Origin of the sequence: Streptomyces sp. NBC_00009 (genome assembly GCF_045040855.1) — a bacterium.
GTDB lineage: Bacteria > Actinomycetota > Actinomycetes > Streptomycetales > Streptomycetaceae > Streptomyces > Streptomyces aureus.
Genome location: NZ_CP108312.1, coordinates 2,054,345 through 2,072,884 on the forward strand (window position 1 = coordinate 2,054,345; position 18,540 = coordinate 2,072,884).

22 protein-coding genes are annotated in these 18,540 nt (G+C 66.0%); 5 read left to right on the forward strand and 17 right to left on the reverse strand.

Annotated elements, in window-relative coordinates; genetic code table 11:
- Positions 1-23 precede the first annotated feature (23 nt).
- Positions 24-335, forward strand: coding sequence for a DUF397 domain-containing protein (locus OHA58_RS09075; protein ID WP_405478096.1), 312 nt, complete (start codon positions 24-26; stop codon positions 333-335).
- A 140-nt stretch (positions 336-475) separates the two neighbouring features.
- On the opposite strand, the gene OHA58_RS09080 is transcribed toward OHA58_RS09075, so the two are convergent.
- From OHA58_RS09080 to OHA58_RS09130, 11 genes are all read right to left on the reverse strand, one after another.
- Positions 476-1,960: a PQQ-binding-like beta-propeller repeat protein gene (locus OHA58_RS09080; protein WP_405478097.1), complete on the reverse strand. Its 1,485-nt coding sequence runs from the start codon at positions 1,958-1,960 to the stop codon at positions 476-478.
- Between the two features lie 118 nt (positions 1,961-2,078).
- Positions 2,079-2,378 carry a WXG100 family type VII secretion target gene (locus OHA58_RS09085; RefSeq protein WP_405478098.1) on the reverse strand — a complete coding sequence of 100 codons (300 nt, stop codon included), beginning with the start codon at positions 2,376-2,378 and terminating at the stop codon, positions 2,079-2,081.
- A 59-nt stretch (positions 2,379-2,437) separates the two neighbouring features.
- Positions 2,438-2,776 carry a WXG100 family type VII secretion target gene (locus OHA58_RS09090; protein WP_405478100.1) on the reverse strand — a complete coding sequence of 113 codons (339 nt, stop codon included), beginning with the start codon at positions 2,774-2,776 and terminating at the stop codon, positions 2,438-2,440.
- 97 nt (positions 2,777-2,873) lie between these two features.
- Entirely contained in the window at positions 2,874-4,049 is a 1,176-nt protein-coding gene (locus OHA58_RS09095; protein ID WP_405478102.1) for a S8 family serine peptidase, read from the reverse strand.
- Positions 4,050-4,171: 122 nt separating this feature from the next.
- A complete protein-coding gene (locus tag OHA58_RS09100) occupies positions 4,172-5,902 on the reverse strand; it encodes a hypothetical protein (protein ID WP_405478104.1) in 1,731 nt (576 codons plus the stop codon).
- The gene (locus OHA58_RS09105; protein ID WP_405478105.1) at positions 5,899-6,375 is read right to left on the reverse strand and encodes a hypothetical protein; all 477 of its coding nucleotides are present in this window, start codon (positions 6,373-6,375) and stop codon (positions 5,899-5,901) included. The genes OHA58_RS09100 and OHA58_RS09105 overlap by 4 nt, the downstream gene beginning before the upstream one ends.
- Positions 6,376-6,719: 344 nt before the next feature.
- On the reverse strand, positions 6,720-7,247 hold the full coding sequence (locus OHA58_RS09110; protein ID WP_405478107.1) for a hypothetical protein: 528 nt from the start codon (positions 7,245-7,247) through the stop codon (positions 6,720-6,722).
- 14 nt (positions 7,248-7,261) lie between these two features.
- Positions 7,262-7,597: a hypothetical protein gene (locus tag OHA58_RS09115; RefSeq protein ID WP_405478108.1), complete on the reverse strand. Its 336-nt coding sequence runs from the start codon at positions 7,595-7,597 to the stop codon at positions 7,262-7,264.
- Entirely contained in the window at positions 7,598-7,786 is a 189-nt protein-coding gene (locus OHA58_RS09120; RefSeq protein WP_405478110.1) for a hypothetical protein, read from the reverse strand.
- Positions 7,780-8,184 (reverse strand): hypothetical protein, encoded by a 405-nt coding sequence (locus OHA58_RS09125; RefSeq protein ID WP_405478112.1) that lies wholly within the window; start codon positions 8,182-8,184, stop codon positions 7,780-7,782. The genes OHA58_RS09120 and OHA58_RS09125 overlap by 7 nt, the downstream gene beginning before the upstream one ends.
- A 148-nt stretch (positions 8,185-8,332) precedes the next feature.
- Positions 8,333-8,794: a hypothetical protein gene (locus OHA58_RS09130; RefSeq protein ID WP_405478114.1), complete on the reverse strand. Its 462-nt coding sequence runs from the start codon at positions 8,792-8,794 to the stop codon at positions 8,333-8,335.
- Between the two features lie 408 nt (positions 8,795-9,202).
- Here OHA58_RS09130 and OHA58_RS09135 point away from each other — a divergent pair, with 408 nt between their 5' ends.
- The 3 genes from OHA58_RS09135 (at position 9,203) to OHA58_RS09145 (ending at position 12,557) form a co-directional block, all read left to right on the forward strand.
- On the forward strand, positions 9,203-9,706 hold the full coding sequence (locus OHA58_RS09135) for a hypothetical protein (RefSeq protein WP_405478115.1): 504 nt from the start codon (positions 9,203-9,205) through the stop codon (positions 9,704-9,706).
- The gene (locus OHA58_RS09140) at positions 9,706-11,967 is read left to right on the forward strand and encodes a hypothetical protein (protein ID WP_405478117.1); all 2,262 of its coding nucleotides are present in this window, start codon (positions 9,706-9,708) and stop codon (positions 11,965-11,967) included. The genes OHA58_RS09135 and OHA58_RS09140 overlap by 1 nt, the downstream gene beginning before the upstream one ends.
- A gap of 83 nt (positions 11,968-12,050) precedes the next feature.
- Positions 12,051-12,557 (forward strand): hypothetical protein, encoded by a 507-nt coding sequence (locus OHA58_RS09145; protein WP_405478119.1) that lies wholly within the window; start codon positions 12,051-12,053, stop codon positions 12,555-12,557.
- 129 nt (positions 12,558-12,686) lie between these two features.
- On the opposite strand, the gene OHA58_RS09150 is transcribed toward OHA58_RS09145, so the two are convergent.
- Positions 12,687-13,040, reverse strand: coding sequence for a DUF4333 domain-containing protein (locus OHA58_RS09150; RefSeq protein ID WP_405478120.1), 354 nt, complete (start codon positions 13,038-13,040; stop codon positions 12,687-12,689).
- A gap of 258 nt (positions 13,041-13,298) precedes the next feature.
- Here OHA58_RS09150 and OHA58_RS09155 point away from each other — a divergent pair, with 258 nt between their 5' ends.
- Positions 13,299-14,018: a hypothetical protein gene (locus tag OHA58_RS09155; protein ID WP_405478122.1), complete on the forward strand. Its 720-nt coding sequence runs from the start codon at positions 13,299-13,301 to the stop codon at positions 14,016-14,018.
- Positions 14,019-14,090: 72 nt separating this feature from the next.
- Here the strand turns inward: OHA58_RS09155 and OHA58_RS09160 are convergent, their stop codons facing one another.
- The 5 genes from OHA58_RS09160 to mycP all read right to left on the reverse strand — a co-directional run bounded on the left by OHA58_RS09160 (position 14,091) and on the right by mycP (position 18,537).
- Entirely contained in the window at positions 14,091-14,615 is a 525-nt protein-coding gene (locus OHA58_RS09160; RefSeq protein WP_405478124.1) for a hypothetical protein, read from the reverse strand.
- 35 nt (positions 14,616-14,650) lie between these two features.
- A complete protein-coding gene (locus tag OHA58_RS09165) occupies positions 14,651-15,946 on the reverse strand; it encodes a putative T7SS-secreted protein (RefSeq protein ID WP_405478126.1) in 1,296 nt (431 codons plus the stop codon).
- Positions 15,947-16,008: 62 nt separating this feature from the next.
- The gene (locus OHA58_RS09170; protein WP_405478128.1) at positions 16,009-16,260 is read right to left on the reverse strand and encodes a hypothetical protein; all 252 of its coding nucleotides are present in this window, start codon (positions 16,258-16,260) and stop codon (positions 16,009-16,011) included.
- A 403-nt stretch (positions 16,261-16,663) separates the two neighbouring features.
- Positions 16,664-17,266 carry a hypothetical protein gene (locus tag OHA58_RS09175; protein WP_405478130.1) on the reverse strand — a complete coding sequence of 201 codons (603 nt, stop codon included), beginning with the start codon at positions 17,264-17,266 and terminating at the stop codon, positions 16,664-16,666.
- A complete protein-coding gene (gene mycP, locus OHA58_RS09180) occupies positions 17,263-18,537 on the reverse strand; it encodes a type VII secretion-associated serine protease mycosin (protein ID WP_405478132.1) in 1,275 nt (424 codons plus the stop codon). Before mycP ends, OHA58_RS09175 begins: the two co-directional genes overlap by 4 nt.
- Positions 18,538-18,540 lie beyond the last annotated feature (3 nt).

The following is an 18,540-nucleotide window of genomic DNA, read 5'->3' on the forward strand; positions in this document are numbered from 1 at the left end:
ACGTCGAGAAGGGGCCGCCCCACATGGCCGAGGCACAGGACGCGCAGGTCTCCCAGGAGCAGGACGAGGACGTCAAGGCGCGCAAGGAGCGGGAGAAGAACGAGCTCTACGCGCTCGACATCTCCGGCGCCGAATGGCACAGCGCCCCCGGCACCGAGGACCACGAGGAGCGCGTAGAGATCGCGTATCTGCCGGACGGCGCGGTGGCGATGCGGTCTTCGGTGGATCCGGAAACGGTGCTGCGGTACACGGAAGCGGAGTGGACGGCGTTCGTGCTGGGGGCTCGGGACGGGGAGTTTGATTTGGAGGACGCGCCGAGGCCGGACGCGGGGTAGAGGAGGCCTACGACTAAAGCGGGGCCGAGGAGTCCGGGCTACGGGGTCCGCTTTGCCGGTCCTCTGCTCGCCCTGCGCGCTTGATCACCCGCATCTCCCTACACCCCAGCGTAGGGAGATGACATCTGAGTACCCCGCTCCTAGCCGGCGCTTTCGTAACCAACAACGCCCGGAACGAGACCCGAACCGTCGGCCTTGGTTGGCGCGAGAATCTCCTTGAGCCGGAAGAAGACCCGTCCGTGGCTGACGGTCATGTCTGCCGACTCTGGCTCTCCGAGCGCCAACGACTCGGAAGGCATCTCGAACAGGAGAAAGGGACGCGCTGCGCCCGTCTTCGGGTTGATACTCACGACCGCCGCCGGCGCTCGCCCGTCGTTACTTGCCCTGAATGCCAGGAGTTGGTCACCGCTCGTCTGGATGGGATACATGGGACGGCGAGCCTTAGACTTGAACTTACGCACGGGCTTCCCCGAATCCAGGTCAAAAGCAGTAATCGAGTTCGCGGGACGGTCGGTGAAGAGGTCCTCGATGGCTCCCTTTCCGCCCACGAATACCTGACGACTCCCCACAATCACCGAGTCGCAGGACTCTACAGTCCCGAAAAGCGAACCGCCACAGTCGGTGACATAGCGGTCAACTCCCAGTGCCATCGTCGATCTGTGCTTGCCGTGCGCGTCAAGAACGATGAGGTCCGTCACTGTGTCCGCGCCCGCAGCGACAGCGATTACTGGTGGATTCGACGACACCAAGTAGGTTGCCCCGACACCCCGACCCACCTGGTACGTCCACTCGGGCTTTCCTGTACGTCGGTCAATCTTCTGGACGCGGTATGAAGTGTCGTCACCACTGCTTCCACAGGTCTGTAGCGCCAGCAAGTCACGTCCGCCCGCGAATCCGCTGTCGTTGCAGGCTTCCCTGCCTGGAGTCTCCCAGAGCTTCTTGCCCTGACGCAGGTCGTACGCGGCCGAACCCGATCCCCATGCCGTCACGGCGACGCCTCGCGTCAGCGTCACATTCATATTGGTCGCGTACGCATCGTCGGAGTGGGGCAGCGTCACTTCCCACATTTTCTTGCCGGTGTTCACGTTGAATACCACGAGCGAGTTACATGCGGACTTGGCGTTTGCCTTGCCCCCACGACCAGACTGAGCAACGACGGCAGTTCGGCCATCGACTGTCACATGCCGCGTCGTCGAGCAGATGGCACCGCTCAACCTGGTGCTCCAGACAGGGTCCCATTGCCTGAATCGGTACCCCGTGAGTGTACTTTCCTGTGCCATGGCGAAAGTCTTGGCGGTAGCCCAACTGCCTGGCAGGTAGGAGCTTTCGCCCGGCTTCAGCTTCTTGTCGTTGTACTCGACTGCCATGCGGGCTTCAGGGTTGACCGGAGTCTTTCCATCAGCCTCGCTCACCTCGTCCGGGGCCTGCCGGGCAGAACTGGGCACGTTGCTCGACTTAGCGTCATTCGCCGCTGGGCTTCCACCCCAGATAAACCATGAGCCAACGCCGGTCACGACGACGAGAACGCCGCAAATGGACAGCCACCGCTTCACGCGCTGCTTTTTGCGATCCTTTGCCGCACGCAGGGACTGCGTGAACGGAGAGGGCGCCGGTCCGAATGACATGAACTGCTTTCCCTTTCAACGACGAGCGCGAACCGATTTTTCATGTTCCACCCGTCGGACCAATAGGAAGGGGTGGGCGCCTCCCGCGCGCGCCCACCCCGCATCCGTACTTTTCGCTCTACAGGAAGAAGCTGGCGGCCTTCTTGTCGCCGCCCATGTAGTCACCGCCGGCCTGGTGCACCACGTGGCCGATGCTCTGGAGGGCCTGGTGGATGTCGCGGGCTTCCTTGTCCCACTTCTGCTGCTCTTCGCCGTACTTGCTCTGGGCTTCGCCCTCCCAGTAGGCGACCGTGCCCGCGACCAGATGCTTGATCTCCTGCAGGTCGGCCTCGAGCTGCTTGGCCATGTTTCCGATTTCGGTGGCCGCGGTGTCGAGAGCGCCGTACTTGACGACCATCTCGTCGTGGTTCAGACCCATGATCTACTTCTCCATCTCCCGTGGTTTCGTTAACTACTGACGCGCGACAACCGGGGCGATCAGTAACCGCTGAGCGTGGACTTCGGAGCGCCGTCGTACACGTTGATCTTGTTGACCTGCTGGCGCACGTGGTCCTCGGATTCATCGTTGATCTTCCGAGTACCGGTCATCGCATCGAGGAACTTCACGAGGATGTTGCCGATGTTCTTCATCGACGTGTTGATCTCGTGCTGCTTCGTGTTGAAGGCGTTGGCGCCGATGCCCTTCCAGTTACCTTCCAGGCTGTCGATCGTCCCCTGAAGGCGGTGCACCGTGGACTTGATGTTGTCGAATTTATCGGCGATCTTGCGCTCGAGCGCAACCATCTCATCGTTTGAGAGCCGCTGTCCGTCTGCCATGTTCGGCCTTCCTCTCCTGATTACTGCTGGAACTTTCCGGATGCTGCCTCGCAGGGAATGGACCTTCCCCACTCGACAAACGTCGTGTACCTGCCGCTCAGCCGGAGCGTCGAGTCCGCACCACCGCGAACGCCCCGCCCCCGATCACCACCACCGCAGCCGCGACTCCGAGGACGATCCACAACTGGTCGTTGCCGTTCGAAGAAGACTTCGAAGTCGATCCTGCCGCCGAGGTCTCGCCGCCTGAAGTGGATTTCGGGGGCTGTGACGAGGCTGGTACGGAAGCGGAGGGGGTAGCGCCGGTAGTGGAACCGGCAACTGACGTCTTTTCGTTGGTGATCGGATCGACATCGGGGGCGCCTGGGTTCCCCTTGCCGGCGATCAAGTTCTGGGCGGGCCTGATCAGTCCATATCCGAGATACTTGCTCGGCTGGTTCTTGGGCCAGTCACGACCGGCAGTGTCGATCATTACCCGGAGGACCTGACTGGCTGTCCACTTGGGGTGCGCCGACCAGATGAGGGCGGCCGAGGCCGAGGCGATGGCGGTGGCCTGACTTGTTCCCTTGCCTTGGCAGTACTGCTTGAAGGTCGCGTCGCACCAGGTAGGGACGTTCACACCCGGCGACGCCAGATCGATGTAGTCACCGGACTGGGAGAACTTGCCTACCGTTCCAGTCGCATCGGAGGCACCGACCCCAACCACTTCGGGGAGCGCGGCCGGGAAACCGATGAAGTTGTCCTTGTCGCCGGAGTTCCCAGCCGCGGCAAACATGAGCTTGCCCTTCTTGGCCGCGTACTTGATCGCGCTTGTCTCTTCGGCATCCGGGTACTCGGCACCGAAGGACATGCTGATGATCTGTGCGTCTGAGTCGGCAGCAGCCCTGATCGCTCGGGGAATCGAGGCGGTCTTCTTGCGCTCGGCCTTGTCCGTCAACGTGGTGAGCACCGTCCGCACCGGAATGATCCTGGCTCCCGGGGCGAGCCCCTGGAGCCCCCCTCCGGCCCCGGACCCGGCGATCAGCTCCGCCATGGATGTGCCGTGACCGCCGTAGTCACGTGTCGCTCCATACGATGCGGCAGCGGGAACATCGTCCGTCAGAACCTTACCCTTCAGGGAAGGCGTCGCAGGATTGACTCCTGAGTCGATAACCGCGACCTTGATGCCCTTGCCCGTGCTCACCTTCCACAACCGCTCAGCCAGCATGTCGTCCAAGTACCACTGCTTGGCGTGCACGTCGTCGGCGACGGCGCTCGGGGCCAGCCCGGTGGACATGACGGCAAGAGCGCCAACCGCTGCGCCCACCGCGGACGCGCGTCTCCCGACCCGCCCCAGGAGGGGCACAGTCCATCTGCCGCGTCGGCTGGTCCCTGACTTCATGCTTCGTACGTCCTCGCTCATGCTTGGTCGATCACCGGGGGCACATCGCGCTGCGGCTTCTTGGGGAGATGGGTCTGTTCGTCCTCGACGAGGTAGTCGGGCCGCTGTACGTCATCGCCCTCTTCCTGGTCGGAACTCTGGCTGCCATCGGAACCTCGTACGAGGCCGGAACCGCCGGCGGTGAAGCCGTTCCTGCCCGCGAGAGAGGCGGAGTTGCGTCCTGCGGGAGCACCCGTCACGCCATCGGAGTTACCCATGGAACCGCGCGGCATCTGGTTCCTGGCAGCGCCGTTCGTCACACTCGGCGCCCCCATGACTCCCCGCTGGCTGATCCCGCCGCTCGAGGTCCGCGAACCGGCCGCTCCCTCGCCGCCGATGACCGTGCCTCTCGGCACCTTGGGACCCGACTTTGCGGACGCACCGGTCGAGGTGGGCCTTCCCCCTATGACGCCGCCGTTGCTCCGGCCCGCGCCCCTCGGCCCCAGGCCTTGGCGACCGGCCGACGTGCCGCTCTGCTTGGGCGTTCCTCCGGTGACTCCGGAGGTCGGACGGCCGCCCGGCATGCCGCCCTTGACACCCGGCTGGCCGGTCGCGTTCGGGCGCCCCATCGGGTTCGGGCCGCCCTGGCCGAGGCCTCGAGCCGAAGCAGGTCCGGGGGTTCCGGCTCGTCCCTGTGCGGTCGCCGGATTCCTCGGCACGCCGGTCGTACCGAGCGCCCGCCCCACAGGACCCTTGCCCATGGGATTCGGAACACCCTGGGCATAGGTCGGAAGCGGGAGTCCTTGCGGGCCGGTTGTCGGCGTCGTGGTCGGGTTGGTGGTGCTTGTCACGGGGGTCGTCGGCGTCTGCTGAGGCAGCGTGTCGACGCTGTCGATTGCCGTGCCGACAGGTCGATCGGGGAGGGTGACATCGCCGTGGACTTCCTTGACGGGCGTCGTAGTGACATCCGTGCGCGGGGCGATCGTGCGCTCGTGCGCGACCACGCCTTCGGTCACTGCCTCATGCCGCTGCGTCGTGCCGGCCGTCTCGTTTCCGGACCAGTCGGTCGGCGCGGAGCCGCGCCCCGACGGCTTCGGCACCCCCACATTAGGCATCGCCTCGAACGTGGGAGGTTCCAGGCCCTTGAGCGACTCCTCGGAGACGACGTAGTACGACGACAGCCGGTTCATCTGGTTGATGGCCTCTTGGCGATGGCCCTCAACCTTCGTAGCCGCGGTGTACTCGTCGTTGGTCTCGACCCGCGCAACCACCGGAATGTCGCCGACCGACTTCCGCACGAGACGGCTGTCCCGGGGCGGCATGGCGCTGCGAACGGATGCCAGGCCCGTGCCCGCGGACGTGATCTGAACGCCTGCGGCCTTCGCGTAGTCGGCGAGATCGTCCGCGTGTCCGGCGAGTCCCTTGCCCCAGATCTGGAAGGCCTTGCCCGCCTCGCCCTTCCAGTCGTCCTCGGCTGCCGTCAAGTGACCGCGGAGTTCGGTCGCCGCGTCCGAGATGGCCTTCTGTGCCTTCCACAGGGCCTCACCGGCGCCCTCGAGGTCCGACGGGTTCGTGTTCTCAACGATGTCGATCATGTCGTTGAGGTCGTGGTCCTCGAAGTTCGACTTCTGACCGGGTGCACGAACCCTGCTGAAGCCGAACGCGTCGTGGATGACCTCGGAAATCCGATTAGTCATGTCGGTGACGCCGACCTGGACATTGCTCTGTTCCTGGCCGGACAGCTTGTCCCAGTCGTCCTTGCCAGTCACAGCCCGAATCCCTTCTTCGACTGCTTCTTGTCGTTACGCGGCTGCTCAGGTGCGCCAGCCTTCTCGCGCTCCGCAGCATGCTGGTCATGCTCGATCTTCGACTGGATGGCCCAGAACCGGCGTCGCTGTTCGTCCTCGAGGTTGTCGTAGCCCACCTCCGCGCCATCCGCGGCGATGCCCATCGCCTCGATCTGGAGGCTGAGCGTCTTCGACAGCGAGGTGAGCCGTTCGTGAACGACGTTGTACTGCTCGTAGAGACCGTCGGCTTCGGGGAACTTCGTACCCGCGCCACGCAGGGAGGTCGGCGCGATCCGCTGGCCACCGACCTTGGACGGCGCTCCGTCCGAGCCCTCGAACTCGCTCAACAGCGTGTCGACGCGCTGCTTGAAGGTCTTGAGTACTCCCGCGCCGACCTTGAGGTCTGCAGCAGCCGCAGCCGACACCCCGCCCATCGCCATGTCCGCAGGAAGCATGACGTGCCCCCTTCCCCGTTCCCCGTCGGTCCTTCAGTCCGCGCCCCGAGCGCGGTGGCGCGAGCGTCCCTCATCGCGCCTTTACCACTGTAGTCACCCTGTACAACCGAACCAACTGGCCTATGTGTTAAGTCAGTTACGAAACGCTCTTCCCGTATCGCGCTTTCGGGAGCAATCTTCTCATCTCGCCGACGCGTGCTCGACGCCCGGCCGGAGGTCGTGACGCTCGTGCGCAGGCACTGCCCGCACGGGGGCCCGGCGCACTCTCCGGCAGGCGAACATTCCTCCATGAAATCTTCACCGTCGTGACCACGGGGAAGGCAGGGGAAGCGGCGTTCAACAATTCAGCCTGATTTCACTTCGCAAGGCGAAGACCTCTTCAGCGCCGCCGTGTATTCCGTGATCAAGTTCTTGAGCGCCGGTTCATCCTTGTGTCCCGGTTCGAAGACCCTGATGACCGTGGAGATGTCCTCCTTGACCACGTCCTGGGCGGTGCACCGGGTGATGGATACGGCGGCCGAGTCCGTGTACGCGATCGTGCGGGCCGCCGCGGATTTGGGGTCGAGGGCGGAGAGTTGGTCCACGGCGATGTCGCGCGCCGCGGCGCCCGGTTCGCGTCGCTCTCGTTCGACGGACAGCACGACCTTCTTGTCCACCGCGACCTCGCAGGTCGTGATGGCGTCGGGGACCGGGTTGTCCGGTTTGACGGACACGTGCTTCCCGGGCGGCAGCAACGGCGCCAGCGTCGCCGCCTTGATGTGAATGCCGCACAGCGAGGACGGCACGGTGTACTCGCGCTCTGCCGAGTCGCCGCAGCCCGCTGCCGCCGCCACCATCACGGCGGTGACGGCGGCCAGAGGCAGGAACCGCACCCCGCGGGCCGGCCTCAGTGATGGCTTTCCGAGTTCCACTGTGCTCCGTCCGAATGGCTGATGCCGGCTGCGGTCCGTGCGGCGCGTTGCAGGTCATCCGCTGTCTGCATGTCGATATTCGGGTTGTGGCGCACGGCGTTGTCGACGGCGTCCTGGGCCGAGCGGATCGCCTCCGAGCGGCCGTGCGAGTACTCGCCGCCGGCCTTGTGCTCCGCTTCCGTCGTCGTGTCCTGCTCGATGCTCTTCATGACGCTCTCCTGGATGTCCTCCGACGCCCACCCGATGGGCGCGCCCAGGATCGGAACGTGCTCGGCCGCCTTGTCGACGCCCATGCCCAGGATGCGGCTCACTCACTTCGCCTTGTCGGCCGCGGCCTCGTTGAAATCCGCGTCGGACGCCGCGTGGTACTGGTAAATGGCGTCCGCGCGCGAGTCGCTCATGATGCCCGCGATGGCCGCCCCCGGAGCCACCGCGTCGCGCACGCGGCCGTCCATCGACGTCGTCGACGTGGTGGGGTCGTTGACGACACCGTTCACCACGTCCGCCGTGTACGCCTGCTGCGCCGCGGTGATCGCCGAGTACGCATGCGGGTCCTGGCCCACTTCTCTGAGGAAGCCGTGATCTGGTCGGCGTAGTGCTGGAGTTCCTTTCCCGGGACGCCCTTGGGGGGCTCGCCCGGTCCGACGTATTCGATGACGGGAACGCTGGTGTCGCCGTTGTCGAATACGCGGTATCCCTTGCCGATCGCCTCCGAGACGAGACTCTTGGTGCTGCGCTGGAGCTGCGTCAGCTCCTGGTGGGCGTCGTCGAGCACCTGGAAGATGTTGTTGGCCTCACCGTGCAGGTCCCCGAATTCCTTGGTGGTCTTGCCGATGAGCACGCGCACCACGTCGGCGTTCTGGCCGGCCCATCGGGCCCCGTCCGATTTCGCCTGCATTCCCGTCCTGGCGTTCTCCGCCAGGGTCTTGAGGTGATCGACGGTCGCTTTCCGGTCGGCGACGGACGCGCCCAGTTTCGCGAGGTCGACCTCGGTCAGATCCGTGTACTTGAGTGTCCTGGCCCGCCCTCCTACTTGAGCAGGTCGTTCAGCCGGGACACGGGCACGGCCGAGCCGTCACGCTGATGGAGGTCGACCGCGATGGTCGCGTCGCCTGGGCGTGCAGCTTCTTGCTGTAGTCCAGGTGGTTGGAGATGTGCGCGCACGCCTGAAGGACCGTTTTGACCTGGGTCGTCCAGACACTGATGGTCGTCTCGAGGGCCGACCCCATCTCGAAGTTGCTGACCTTGAGGGCCGTCGCGGCCTGCGTCGTGGATCCCGAGCCGTGCTTGTCGGCGCCGGCTCCCGCGATGTCGGCCTGCGTGTGGAGGTGGTCGTGGAGGATGAAGGCCTCGTGGCCCACGGCGCCGAGATCGTCCTGGTTGACCACCAGGTCGGCGCCCGCGGAGCCACCGCCGCCGGGTTCCGGGGCCAGCTGATTGAGCTGCATCTTTTCGCTCCGGCGGGCGGCAGCGTCGGACTTCAGCTGCTCCCATTCGTCCCAAGCCATGCCCTGACCTCTTCCCCGTGATCCGACGCCCGCCGGCTCGGATGGAAAAGGCTCCGTTCCAACGGATCAATGTGCGGGTCGAGTTTCCTACAGAAGAGTTGCACGGGCGGAGATTGCGACGGGAAAAATCTCCACAACTCTCGGTGGCGCGTACGTCGTCGAAATCGCGATCACGGAATTGCCGAAGAGCCGGAGGCGAGCGGATTGAAACGGATGGGGACCGAACGCGCAAGGTCCGCCATTACGGATACACGGCTACAACTCGCGTCGTCCACAAGACCTTCACTTGTGCAGCATCTCGAGCACCGTTCCGAACGGCCACTCCTCGCGGCCGAGTTGCTAGCTTGAACCGGACGACTGCCGTCCATCGGCAGGATCCGGCACGCACACGGGGGAAGGAGCTCGCTCATGGCGTGGGACGAGTGGGAGCAGCTGAAGACTGAGGCGGCGGGGCGTCAGTCGACGCAGATGCAGCTGAACCGCGTGCCGGACGATGAGGGCGGGGGGCCGCCGCCGTCCCAGTACGGCGACCTCGCGGTCGGGCACGGAGACCTCGAGAAGGTCGGTTCGGACGCCCACAAGCTGTACGGCCAGATGTGGGACAAGGCCCGCGTGGCCGTACCCAGCAGCGACTCGGCGGCATCGGACCTCACGAAGCAGGGCTTCTCGCTGGGCGGGGGCCTGCAGGAGGTGTCGAACCGCTGGGAGGAGCAGCTCCGCTCGCTGATGGACGCCACCGCGCAGATCGCCAACCACATGCACCGCACCAAGAAGCTGCACGGGGACGACGAGGACTTCATCCAGCGCCAGATGAGCAGCATCGACATGCTCGACGCCGGTTTCGACGAGCGCGTCGGTGACCCCGGCAAGAAGAACCCGGTGTACGGCGAGCCGAAGAAGAAGGACGACTGATGCATTTCGAGGCGCTCCTCCACGCCAACTTCAAGCTCCTCGACGACGCTGTCGAGGACTGGTCGACGATGGTCAAGAATCTCGACGCGCTGGCGAAGGAAGCCCGTACGGGCATGAAGGCGTCCACGGGCAAGGCCGTCTGGGCCGGCGCGAATGCCACGGTCTCCAAGGAATTCATCGGCAAGACGGTCGGTGAATTCGACGACGCGCACACCCAGGCGAAGTCGATCTACGACATTCTCCGGGACACCGCGGGTGAACTCAGGACGTACCACGGCAATCTCACGACGGCGATACAGAACGCGGGCACGAAGGACATCAGCGTCACGGCGTCGGGCAGCGGCGGCTTCACCGTCCGCGCCAAGGACGACGCCAAGGACCCCAAGCCGACCGACGGCGACGTCGCCGGGGTCCGCAACGAGATCCAGAAAATCGTCGACGGGGCGAGCGAGAGCGACAACACGGCCACCACGGTCCTGAAGCTGCTGGTCAACCAGACGTCCATGGGCTTCTCCGACGCGATCTACTCGGACCGAGACTCCGCGGCCGCCGCCGTCAATGAAGCCGACGAGCTGGCGAAGCTCGCGCAGAAGGACCCGAAGGACCTGTCGGTCGAGGAGTTCGACCGGCTCAACGCCGGGTTCAAGAAGTACGCCGACGACGAGCTGTTCTCCGAGCGGTTCGCCACGAAGGTCGGCCCGCAGAAGATCCTTGAGTTCTGGACGGGGATCAACGACCCGGCCCGCGGCAACTACGAGCTGGGGCACGAGCGGCTCGACCAGTTCGACGACCTCCAGCGCAACCTCGGCATGTCGCTGGCCCACGCGACGCAGAGCGACTCGAGCGCGATGTACGAGTGGAAGTCCAAGATGATCGACCTGGGCGACAAGCCGCTCTACGGGGATCGCGGCGGGCCGATGGGCTTCCAGGTCATGAGCAACCTCATGCGGACCGGCGACTACGACGACCGGTTCATGGAGGACTACGGCACCAAACTCATGGCCACCGAGCGCAAGCTCACCGGCGACGGCGAGCACCGCAACATGGCGTGGCAGCACATGGGCATGGACCCCTGGCTCAACCGGATCGGCGAGGACAGCGGTTCCGACCCGCTCACGGGCTACCTGAAGGGCCTGTCCAACAGCCCGGACGCGGCTACCTCGTTCTTCAACGAGGAGTACACGCCGAAGGACGGCGACAAGGCGGCGGCCAGCAACTTCAAGTACCTCTTCGAGGACCGGGAGTGGCCGCAGGAGTCCGACATGCACGGCGACGACCTCAACACCGGGCGCAACAACCTCGCCCTGGCGCTGGAGGCGGGGACGACCGGGCATCCGGCGTGCGAGCTGCCGACGGCGGACACTCCGGCGCACACCGCCGATCAGGCCGGGCTGATGCGGGACCTCGTCAACTCCATCTCCGAGGACCCGAACCGCCTCAAGGACCACGACTACATGTCGGACAGCATCGGGCAGATCGGGTCCGAGTACCTGCCCGACATCCACCGGGCGATGGCCGACGGCCCCACGGTCGGCGACGGGGACAAGTCCGGGTGGAACCTGCTGTACCCGAACGACGGCGCGGACGCAAAGCTCGATCACAGCGCCGTGTCCCGCTTCCTGGTCACCGCGAGCCAGAACCCGGAGGGGTACAGCGCGCTGAGCGTCGGCGAGAAGGCGTACACCGCCAACCTGATGGACTACCACCTGAACCCCGACCTCCCCGAGGACCAGCGCTACCCGCACGACGCGAAGGACACGATCACCAGCCTGTCGCGCAAGTCCGGGGAGTTCAGCGGCCTGCTCGCCCAGGGCCGGCAGGAAGCGGTGCTCGGCCCGGCCAACGAGAAGGACGGCGACTTCGACTACGCCGTCAGCCAGAAGAAGAACGTGATCTCGGGCATCGTCGGTACGGGCGTCGGCATCGGTACGAGCTTCATCGCGTCCCCCGTGGTCGGCGCGGCCGCGGGCGGCGCCGCGGGCACGGTGACATCGGTGGTGATGGAGGCGTTCTTCAAGGACGACTCCGGCCAGTACCGCTCGGAAGCCGGTCATGACATCGCGACGCGGTGGGAGACGATCAAGGACACCACCACGAACGTCAACTACGCGGCGGCCACCGAGGCCGCCAAGGCGCACCACGCGGACTACTCGGACCAGATCGACACCTGGGTCAGCGAAGGCACCGCGACGGGCTTCAACGACGCCAACACAGACATCCACGCGATGGCCAAGGACCTCGACACCGAGATCCCCGACTGATGCCGCGCGACTCACCGGCACGATCACCGAAGGCGATGGAAGACGTCATGCATGGACTCCCGCGGGGCAGAGCACGTTCGGTCTTGGCAGCGGCGATCGGTGCGGCGTTGCTCGTCGCTTCGGTGGCCGGCTGTTCGTCGTCCGCACCCGAGCGGGAGTACGCAACGCCGAAGGAACTGTGCGGCACCAAGGTGTCCGCCGGTTCCCTGGAGCCGCTGCTGCCGCCGGGGAAGAAGATGGCGGTCAAGCCCACGTCGGCGGTCGGTGTGAAGCGCTGTCGGCTTGAGGTCGACGGGAAGGTCGTGTTCTCCACCAGTGTGGAGAAGCGGGGCGCCGACACCTCGGCCCGTGATGTCGCCACGTCCGCGATCGGCGTCAATCCGAACGACACCGGCGCGGACGCCGGCCGGTTCATCTACTCGAAGACCGGGGCCGTCGGTCGCGTGGAGTGCCCGAAGTCGGCCGGTGCGGACGGCTCGTTCTGGGTGACGGCACGCGTTTCGGATGATTCGGCACCGGCGGACATGCTCCGGTTCATCAAGGAGTACGCGACGGCGGCCGCCGGTTCAGGGGCCTGCGCCGAGGGGTGAGTGCCCTCAGCAGGACCCTTGTGGTTCGTCGCCGCAAGCTCCTACCGGGCTTACGGGGGCAAACTTCCTCGCGAGCATTTCGCTTAGCGAGCATTTCGCTTCGCGAGAGGCGCGGTGGAGTCGAAAGGGTCAGCTCGCAGCCGGGGAAGGCGTCTCGTCGGCCTTGATGTCGAAGTTGACGTTGCCTCCGTCGACCGAGGAAACCTTGACCGTCACGCCCAGCGTGCTGCCGTCGCTCGCCGTGAGCGTGCAGCGGCCGGTGTTGCCGACCTTCCCGACGAGATCCTCGGGGCAGGTGACGTCCGGCTTCGGCTGACCCGTGGTGGCGGCGAGTTTTTCGGCGACGGTATCGGCCAGCTTGGCCTTGGACACCTTCGGGTCGGACTTCCCCACACTCACCGACCCCGAGCAGCCGACGAGCAGGGCGCCTGCGGCTACGGCCGACAGGGTCCACGTGGCGGCGGAGAGGCGGGACTTGATCATGGGGGGGGTCCGTTCCGGTGGCTGGAGAAGCAGGTCACAGAAAGCCGAAAAGGGCAGACCGCCCCCTTCGGCGTGCCCAGCATATGGCGCACAGGAGACTCCCACTTGGCGCATTTCTCCGAACTACGGGCAAATCGGAGCACACCTCGGACCCTTCACCTCACCAGCGGAGGATCTTCACTCGCGCAATCTCAGGTTGTGGTCGTGTGGCCGACCTCGGTTCACAGGAGCACACGGCGTCCGGAATAATCTCCGCCCATGGAACAGCTGGTTGGGATCCTGGTGAAGATCCTCGTATACGGCGTCATTTTGGGACTGGTCGCGCTCGCCATCAGGGGGATCATCCGCAGTAACCGAGCGGGGGACCGGATCCAAGAAGACTGGGAGGCCCTCGAAGGGGTTGCCGCTGCGCGTGGCTGGACCTATGAGCGGCGCGCGCACGGACGGGCCACCGAGTACTGCGGCGTGGGTCCGATGCCGGGCAAGGGCTCCAACCTGAGCGCGTGGCACTACATCACAGGGGAGTTCCGCGGCCGCTCCTTCAAATGCTTCGAGTACCGGTACGTGAACCCTTTGTCGGGCGACACCCAGGCCGGCAACAGGCAGCTCACGCACGAGTCCGTGTTCCTCATCTCGGCGCCCGGTATGGGGACGCCGGTCATGCACGTGGGGCGACCGAGCAAGATCGACAGGATGATGGGCCGAGGGCCGAGGATGCTGCTCGGTGTGCCGGAATTCGACAAGAAGTTCCGCGTCGACACGCGTGACGAAGCTTTCGTCCGCAGCGTCCTGACTGAAGACATGCGGGCCTTTCTCCTCTCGGATCAGCGTGCCGAGACGCACCCCCTTCGCCTGCGCGACGACGAACTGTTCACGTGGTACACCGGCTACCTGAATGAGCAGGAGATCGAGAACCGGTTGAACTACCTGTGCGACGTCATGGAACGGATTCCCGCGCAGGTGTGGACAGCCGCCTGAGGAAATGCAAAGTGCCCCTTGCCCCGGATCTAGAAGTCACCGGGTCAAGGGGCACTTTGCGCGTGTCGACGGCTAGTTGGCCCCGCCGGCGGAGTCATCGGCCTGCTGCACGGTGCGCAGGAATTTCTTGTAGTCCTCGATGACTTCACCGATTTGGTTCTGCGTCGCGGTGAGAACGATTTCGATCACCGCGCGCTGAGCCGGGTTCCGTACGTCCTCCATGCCGAGGTACACCTGGCTCTGGCACAGCTCGATCGGCTCCCCCCGCAGCGTGGTGGAGAGAACGAGGTTCTGCACGATTCCCGGAGAATCCGTGAGCCCGGGGAGGTCCGGCGTCCCGATCTCGGTCTTCTTGAGGACGCGCACAGGCCCGCCCTGCTCAAGCCGAGGTACCGACTCGTCGGCGATCTGCGAGATGGTGGCGCCATCGTTGCGCATCTCGCCGGAGATGGTGATATTCGCTGTGAATCCGCCGTCGGCGGAGGCCGCGTGGAGCGCGACGAACGCTACGTTCGGCGCTCCGACCTCGTCCGGCGGCGCCGCCTGCCAGCCGTCCGGCAGTGAAAAGGAAATCTTGACCGGCAACGTGGCTGCCATGGTGGATCCAATCCTTCAGTGAACTTCGGCTCGGGCTAGAGCCAGCTGCCGACTGTGCTGTCCCAGGCATCGCCCACGGCGTCGGCACCATCGCTGAGCGCGCCGGTCAGCTTGCCGGTATCAACGGTGACATTGAATCCGACCTTGCCGCCAAGACCCAAACCCACTCCGACGTCGCCGCCGATGGTGAACTTGCCGTCCTTCATGCCGAGGTCGGCATGCGCCTCGGCTCCCACGCCTGCCCAGGCCTCGCCGTTCACACCAGCGCCGACACCGGCGACGTCGGCTGAGGCGGATCCTGTCGCCTTGGCTCCGGCGAACGCCTCCGCGCCGCCGTGCACTCCGTCCTTGCCGACGGAGGCTTCCACCGACGCATCGGCACCCACGAAGGCCTTCGCCTCACCCTGGGCTGCAGCGAGGCCGTACTCCACACTGCCATTCGCGGACGCCTGGGCGAGGTACGCGGATCCCGAAGCACCGGCCTTGAACCGTCCGTCGGTGACACTCAGACCGGCCGAACCGTCTACGCCCAGCGCCTGGACACCTGCCGCGTACTTGTACTTGGCGTCGCCCAATTTCCCGTCGCCGTCGATGCCGTCCGACCATACGCTGGCCTTACCCGACCACTCGGCGATTTTGATACTCACCTCGGCCTTCTTGGGGGGCCTGGTCGCATCGTCGCCGCCGGCCGCATCGGCCTTGTCCCGGAAGTACCAACTGCCGTCCTCGTTGCGGCCCCACTCCTTCTCCCTGTGGCGCGGGTTCTCCGTGGTGCCGAACCACCGCTCGTTCTCCTTGGCCCAGGCCTTGGGCCCGATGGCGGCCTTGCCGACGCCGTGGTCCTCCAACCACTTCTTGGCGTCCACGCCACTTCGGATCGCAGTAAGCCAGTCAGGGCTGTCCTTGGAGTCGCCCGCGAGGTCGTGGAGCTTTTTAGTGAGCTTCTCGGACTCTTCCTTGAGCTGCTTCTGCGCACCCTTCAGGAGGGTTTCGGCGCCCTCATGGTCGCCGGCCTTCCACTTGTCGATCGCGGTTCCGGCCTGCCCCTGCGCCCAGGTCAACATGGAGGAGTACGAGTGAACGGCCTTGGAGGCCCCCGACATCGCGTCGCTCGCGAAGTACCAGTTGGTCTTTTCCTTGCCCAAGGTGGGCCAGAAGGCCTCGCTGGCCTGACCGACCCAGCCATTGATGCGCAGGTCGCGCAAGCCGTCGCCGATCTTCTCGAACTTGTCCGACCAGCCATTGAAGGCGGTCTCGATGTCGCCGAGCTTGCCGGCTTCCCCCGGGATGAGGTCCTTCGGGTCGTCAGTCGACCCGAGCGTCGCTGCCATTGAGTGCGGAATCCCTGTTCTGTTCTTGTTCTTGACTTCGGGTCAGTGCTGGATCAACACCGTCAGGCAAGCGCGGTCTTGACGGACTTCACGGCGTCACGGATGGCCTCATCCGTGTCCTCGTAGTTGCCGTTGGCCGCTTCCAGTCCGTCTGCCAGGGTCGCCGCGCAGTCGGCCAGGAACGCTCCCCCCGACTCCCACGTCGCGCAGAACGTCACCAGGGACGCGGCCACGTCATCGTTCCCCATCTTGGTGGACAGGTCCGCTGCGTCCCCAAGGTCCACCTTCTTGACCGGTTTGAGGATTTCCACCATGTCTTTCGCGCCCTGTTTCAAGACGCCTGGGCCGACTCCGAGATCCGCAACCACGGCGGCTCCCCCCTCTCAACTCCACCTGCACGCACACCCGACAGCACCGGGCAAAGGCACGCTACCAGCGGAAACGCGCCTCAACGCGCCCCCTCACTGCCCCTTCACCACTCCACCCCACGGCCCCTTCCAGCGCCGAAGAGCGTCCCGTACGTCCTACGCCGCAAGGCCAACCCAGGGCGAATGCAAGCAGGGAATCCGCCAGTCTTGGGACGGGCGCAGCCCGCGTCGGCGGTGGATGGCGAGCGGTGCCGGCTGGTGGTCGACGGGAAGGTCGCGTTCTCCAGCAGTGTGGAGAAGCGGGCGAACTCCGTTGCCCAGGGCGGTGGTTGCGGTCGGCTCTGACGCCTCAGCACTCGCCCTCCTGCGTCGTCACCGCCAGACGGTACGCGCGCTGGGTGATCGTTCCCTCGCCGCCCGCGATGCCCGGGGGCGTGTAGTCGTCCTTCGTGCGGCGGGTGCGCTCGATGTGCGTGCAGAACGCCACGTCCGCGCCGTCCGCGCGCACCGTGAAGTACGCGTCGGTGTCCGTGTTCGCGTCAGCCGGGTCGGCGCCCACGCCGGACTGGGGTGCTCCCCCGCCGCCGTACTGGATGACCTTGTCCTCGAGCAGGGACGCGTAGTCGTCGAAGTAGGCGGAGTCCGTGGTGAGTCCGTCGTCGCGGTACATCCAGCCGTCCAGGTCGCCCGTGGCCTGGCGTACCGCGCTGGTCAGTTCGTCGTCGCTCCAGCCCGAGTCGGCGGAGACCCTCAGCAGGTTGAACCCCTCGAACACCATGACGCCGGCCATGATCAGGAAGATCACACGGCCCACGACGAAGAAGGCGTCGGGGACGTCGGGCGCCGACGGGTTGAGGCTCTGGCGCCAGCCGCGCACGCGGTCCGCTTTGACGCATGCGGCGAGCAACAGCACGACGGCGATGCCGAAGCTCAGCGCGATCATCGCGCTCATGCCCCGCCCGCCGCCCTCCGGCCCCGCCGCCGTGCGTCCCGTACCGCGACCGCCGCCCCTCCCAGGCCCGCCACCAGCACCGCCGTGCCGACGACCGTGTAGGTGGCCAGGCGGGTGTTGCGCTGTTCCGCCGTCTCGCCGAAGTGGAGTTTCGCCGCCGTAGGAGCCTCCGCCCGGGTGACACCCTCGTCGGGGGACGGGGACTCGATCGGGTGATCCGGATCCTCCGTGACCGCGCGGACGGGGTCGACGACGCCCCAGCCGACCAGGCGGTCGTGGCCCACGGTCGAGCGTTCCGCGGTCTGTTCGATCTGGGCGACGACCTCGGCCGCCGTCCAGTCGGGGTGCTTCGCCTTGACGAGGGCCGCGACTCCGGCCACGTACGGGGCGGAGAAGCTGGTGCCGTTGTCCGAGCAGTGGCCGCCGCCAGGAACCGTGGAGACCATGTCCACGCCCGGCGCCGCCACGCCCACGAACTCGCCGGACTGGGAGAACGAGGCGCGTTCGTTGTTGCGGTCCGATGCCGCGACCGCCAGGACGCCGGGGAACGAGGCCGGGTACGTCTCCTTCACCTTGCCGTCCAGGCCGTCGTTGCCGGCCGAGGCGACGACCACGATCTTGGCGGCCAGCGCCGAGTCGACCGCGTCCTGCAGCGCCTGGGCCGGCTCGACCGCGTTCGCCGTGTCCTGGGAGATGTTGATGACCTGTGCGCCCACGGACTTCGCGTACAGGATGGCCCTCGCGAGGGACTCGGCCGTGCCGTGGCCCTCGGCGTCGTTCTGCTGGATCGGGATGATCGTGGCTTCGGGGGCCAGGCCCACGAAGCCGGTGCCCTTGGCCGGACGCGCGGCGATGATGCCCGCGACGCGGGTGCCGTGGCCGACGGTGTCGGTGGTGCCGTTCTCCTTGCCGCGTTCGATCTTGTCGCCGTTGTCGTCCTTGAGGTTCGGGTCCATGAGGTTCTTGCCCTTGGACGTGTCCACGGCATGGGTGAGCTGCGGGTTCTTGACGTCCACGCCCGTGTCGATGACGGCGACCTTGACGCCCTTGCCCTTGGTCTCGCTCCACAGGTCGTCCAGGAGGACGCGCTGGAGCGACCAAGGACGGCCCGCGTACTTCGGGTTCTTCGGGCCGAAGGTGCACTGCTCACCCTCGGCGGCCGCGGGCCCGGCGGGCAGGAGCGCGGTGGTCGTCACGGTCACGGTCAGCGCGGCGACAAGTGCCGCCCTGCGCGTCCACGTGGCTGCGGATTCCCCGGATGCGTACGCCATCGT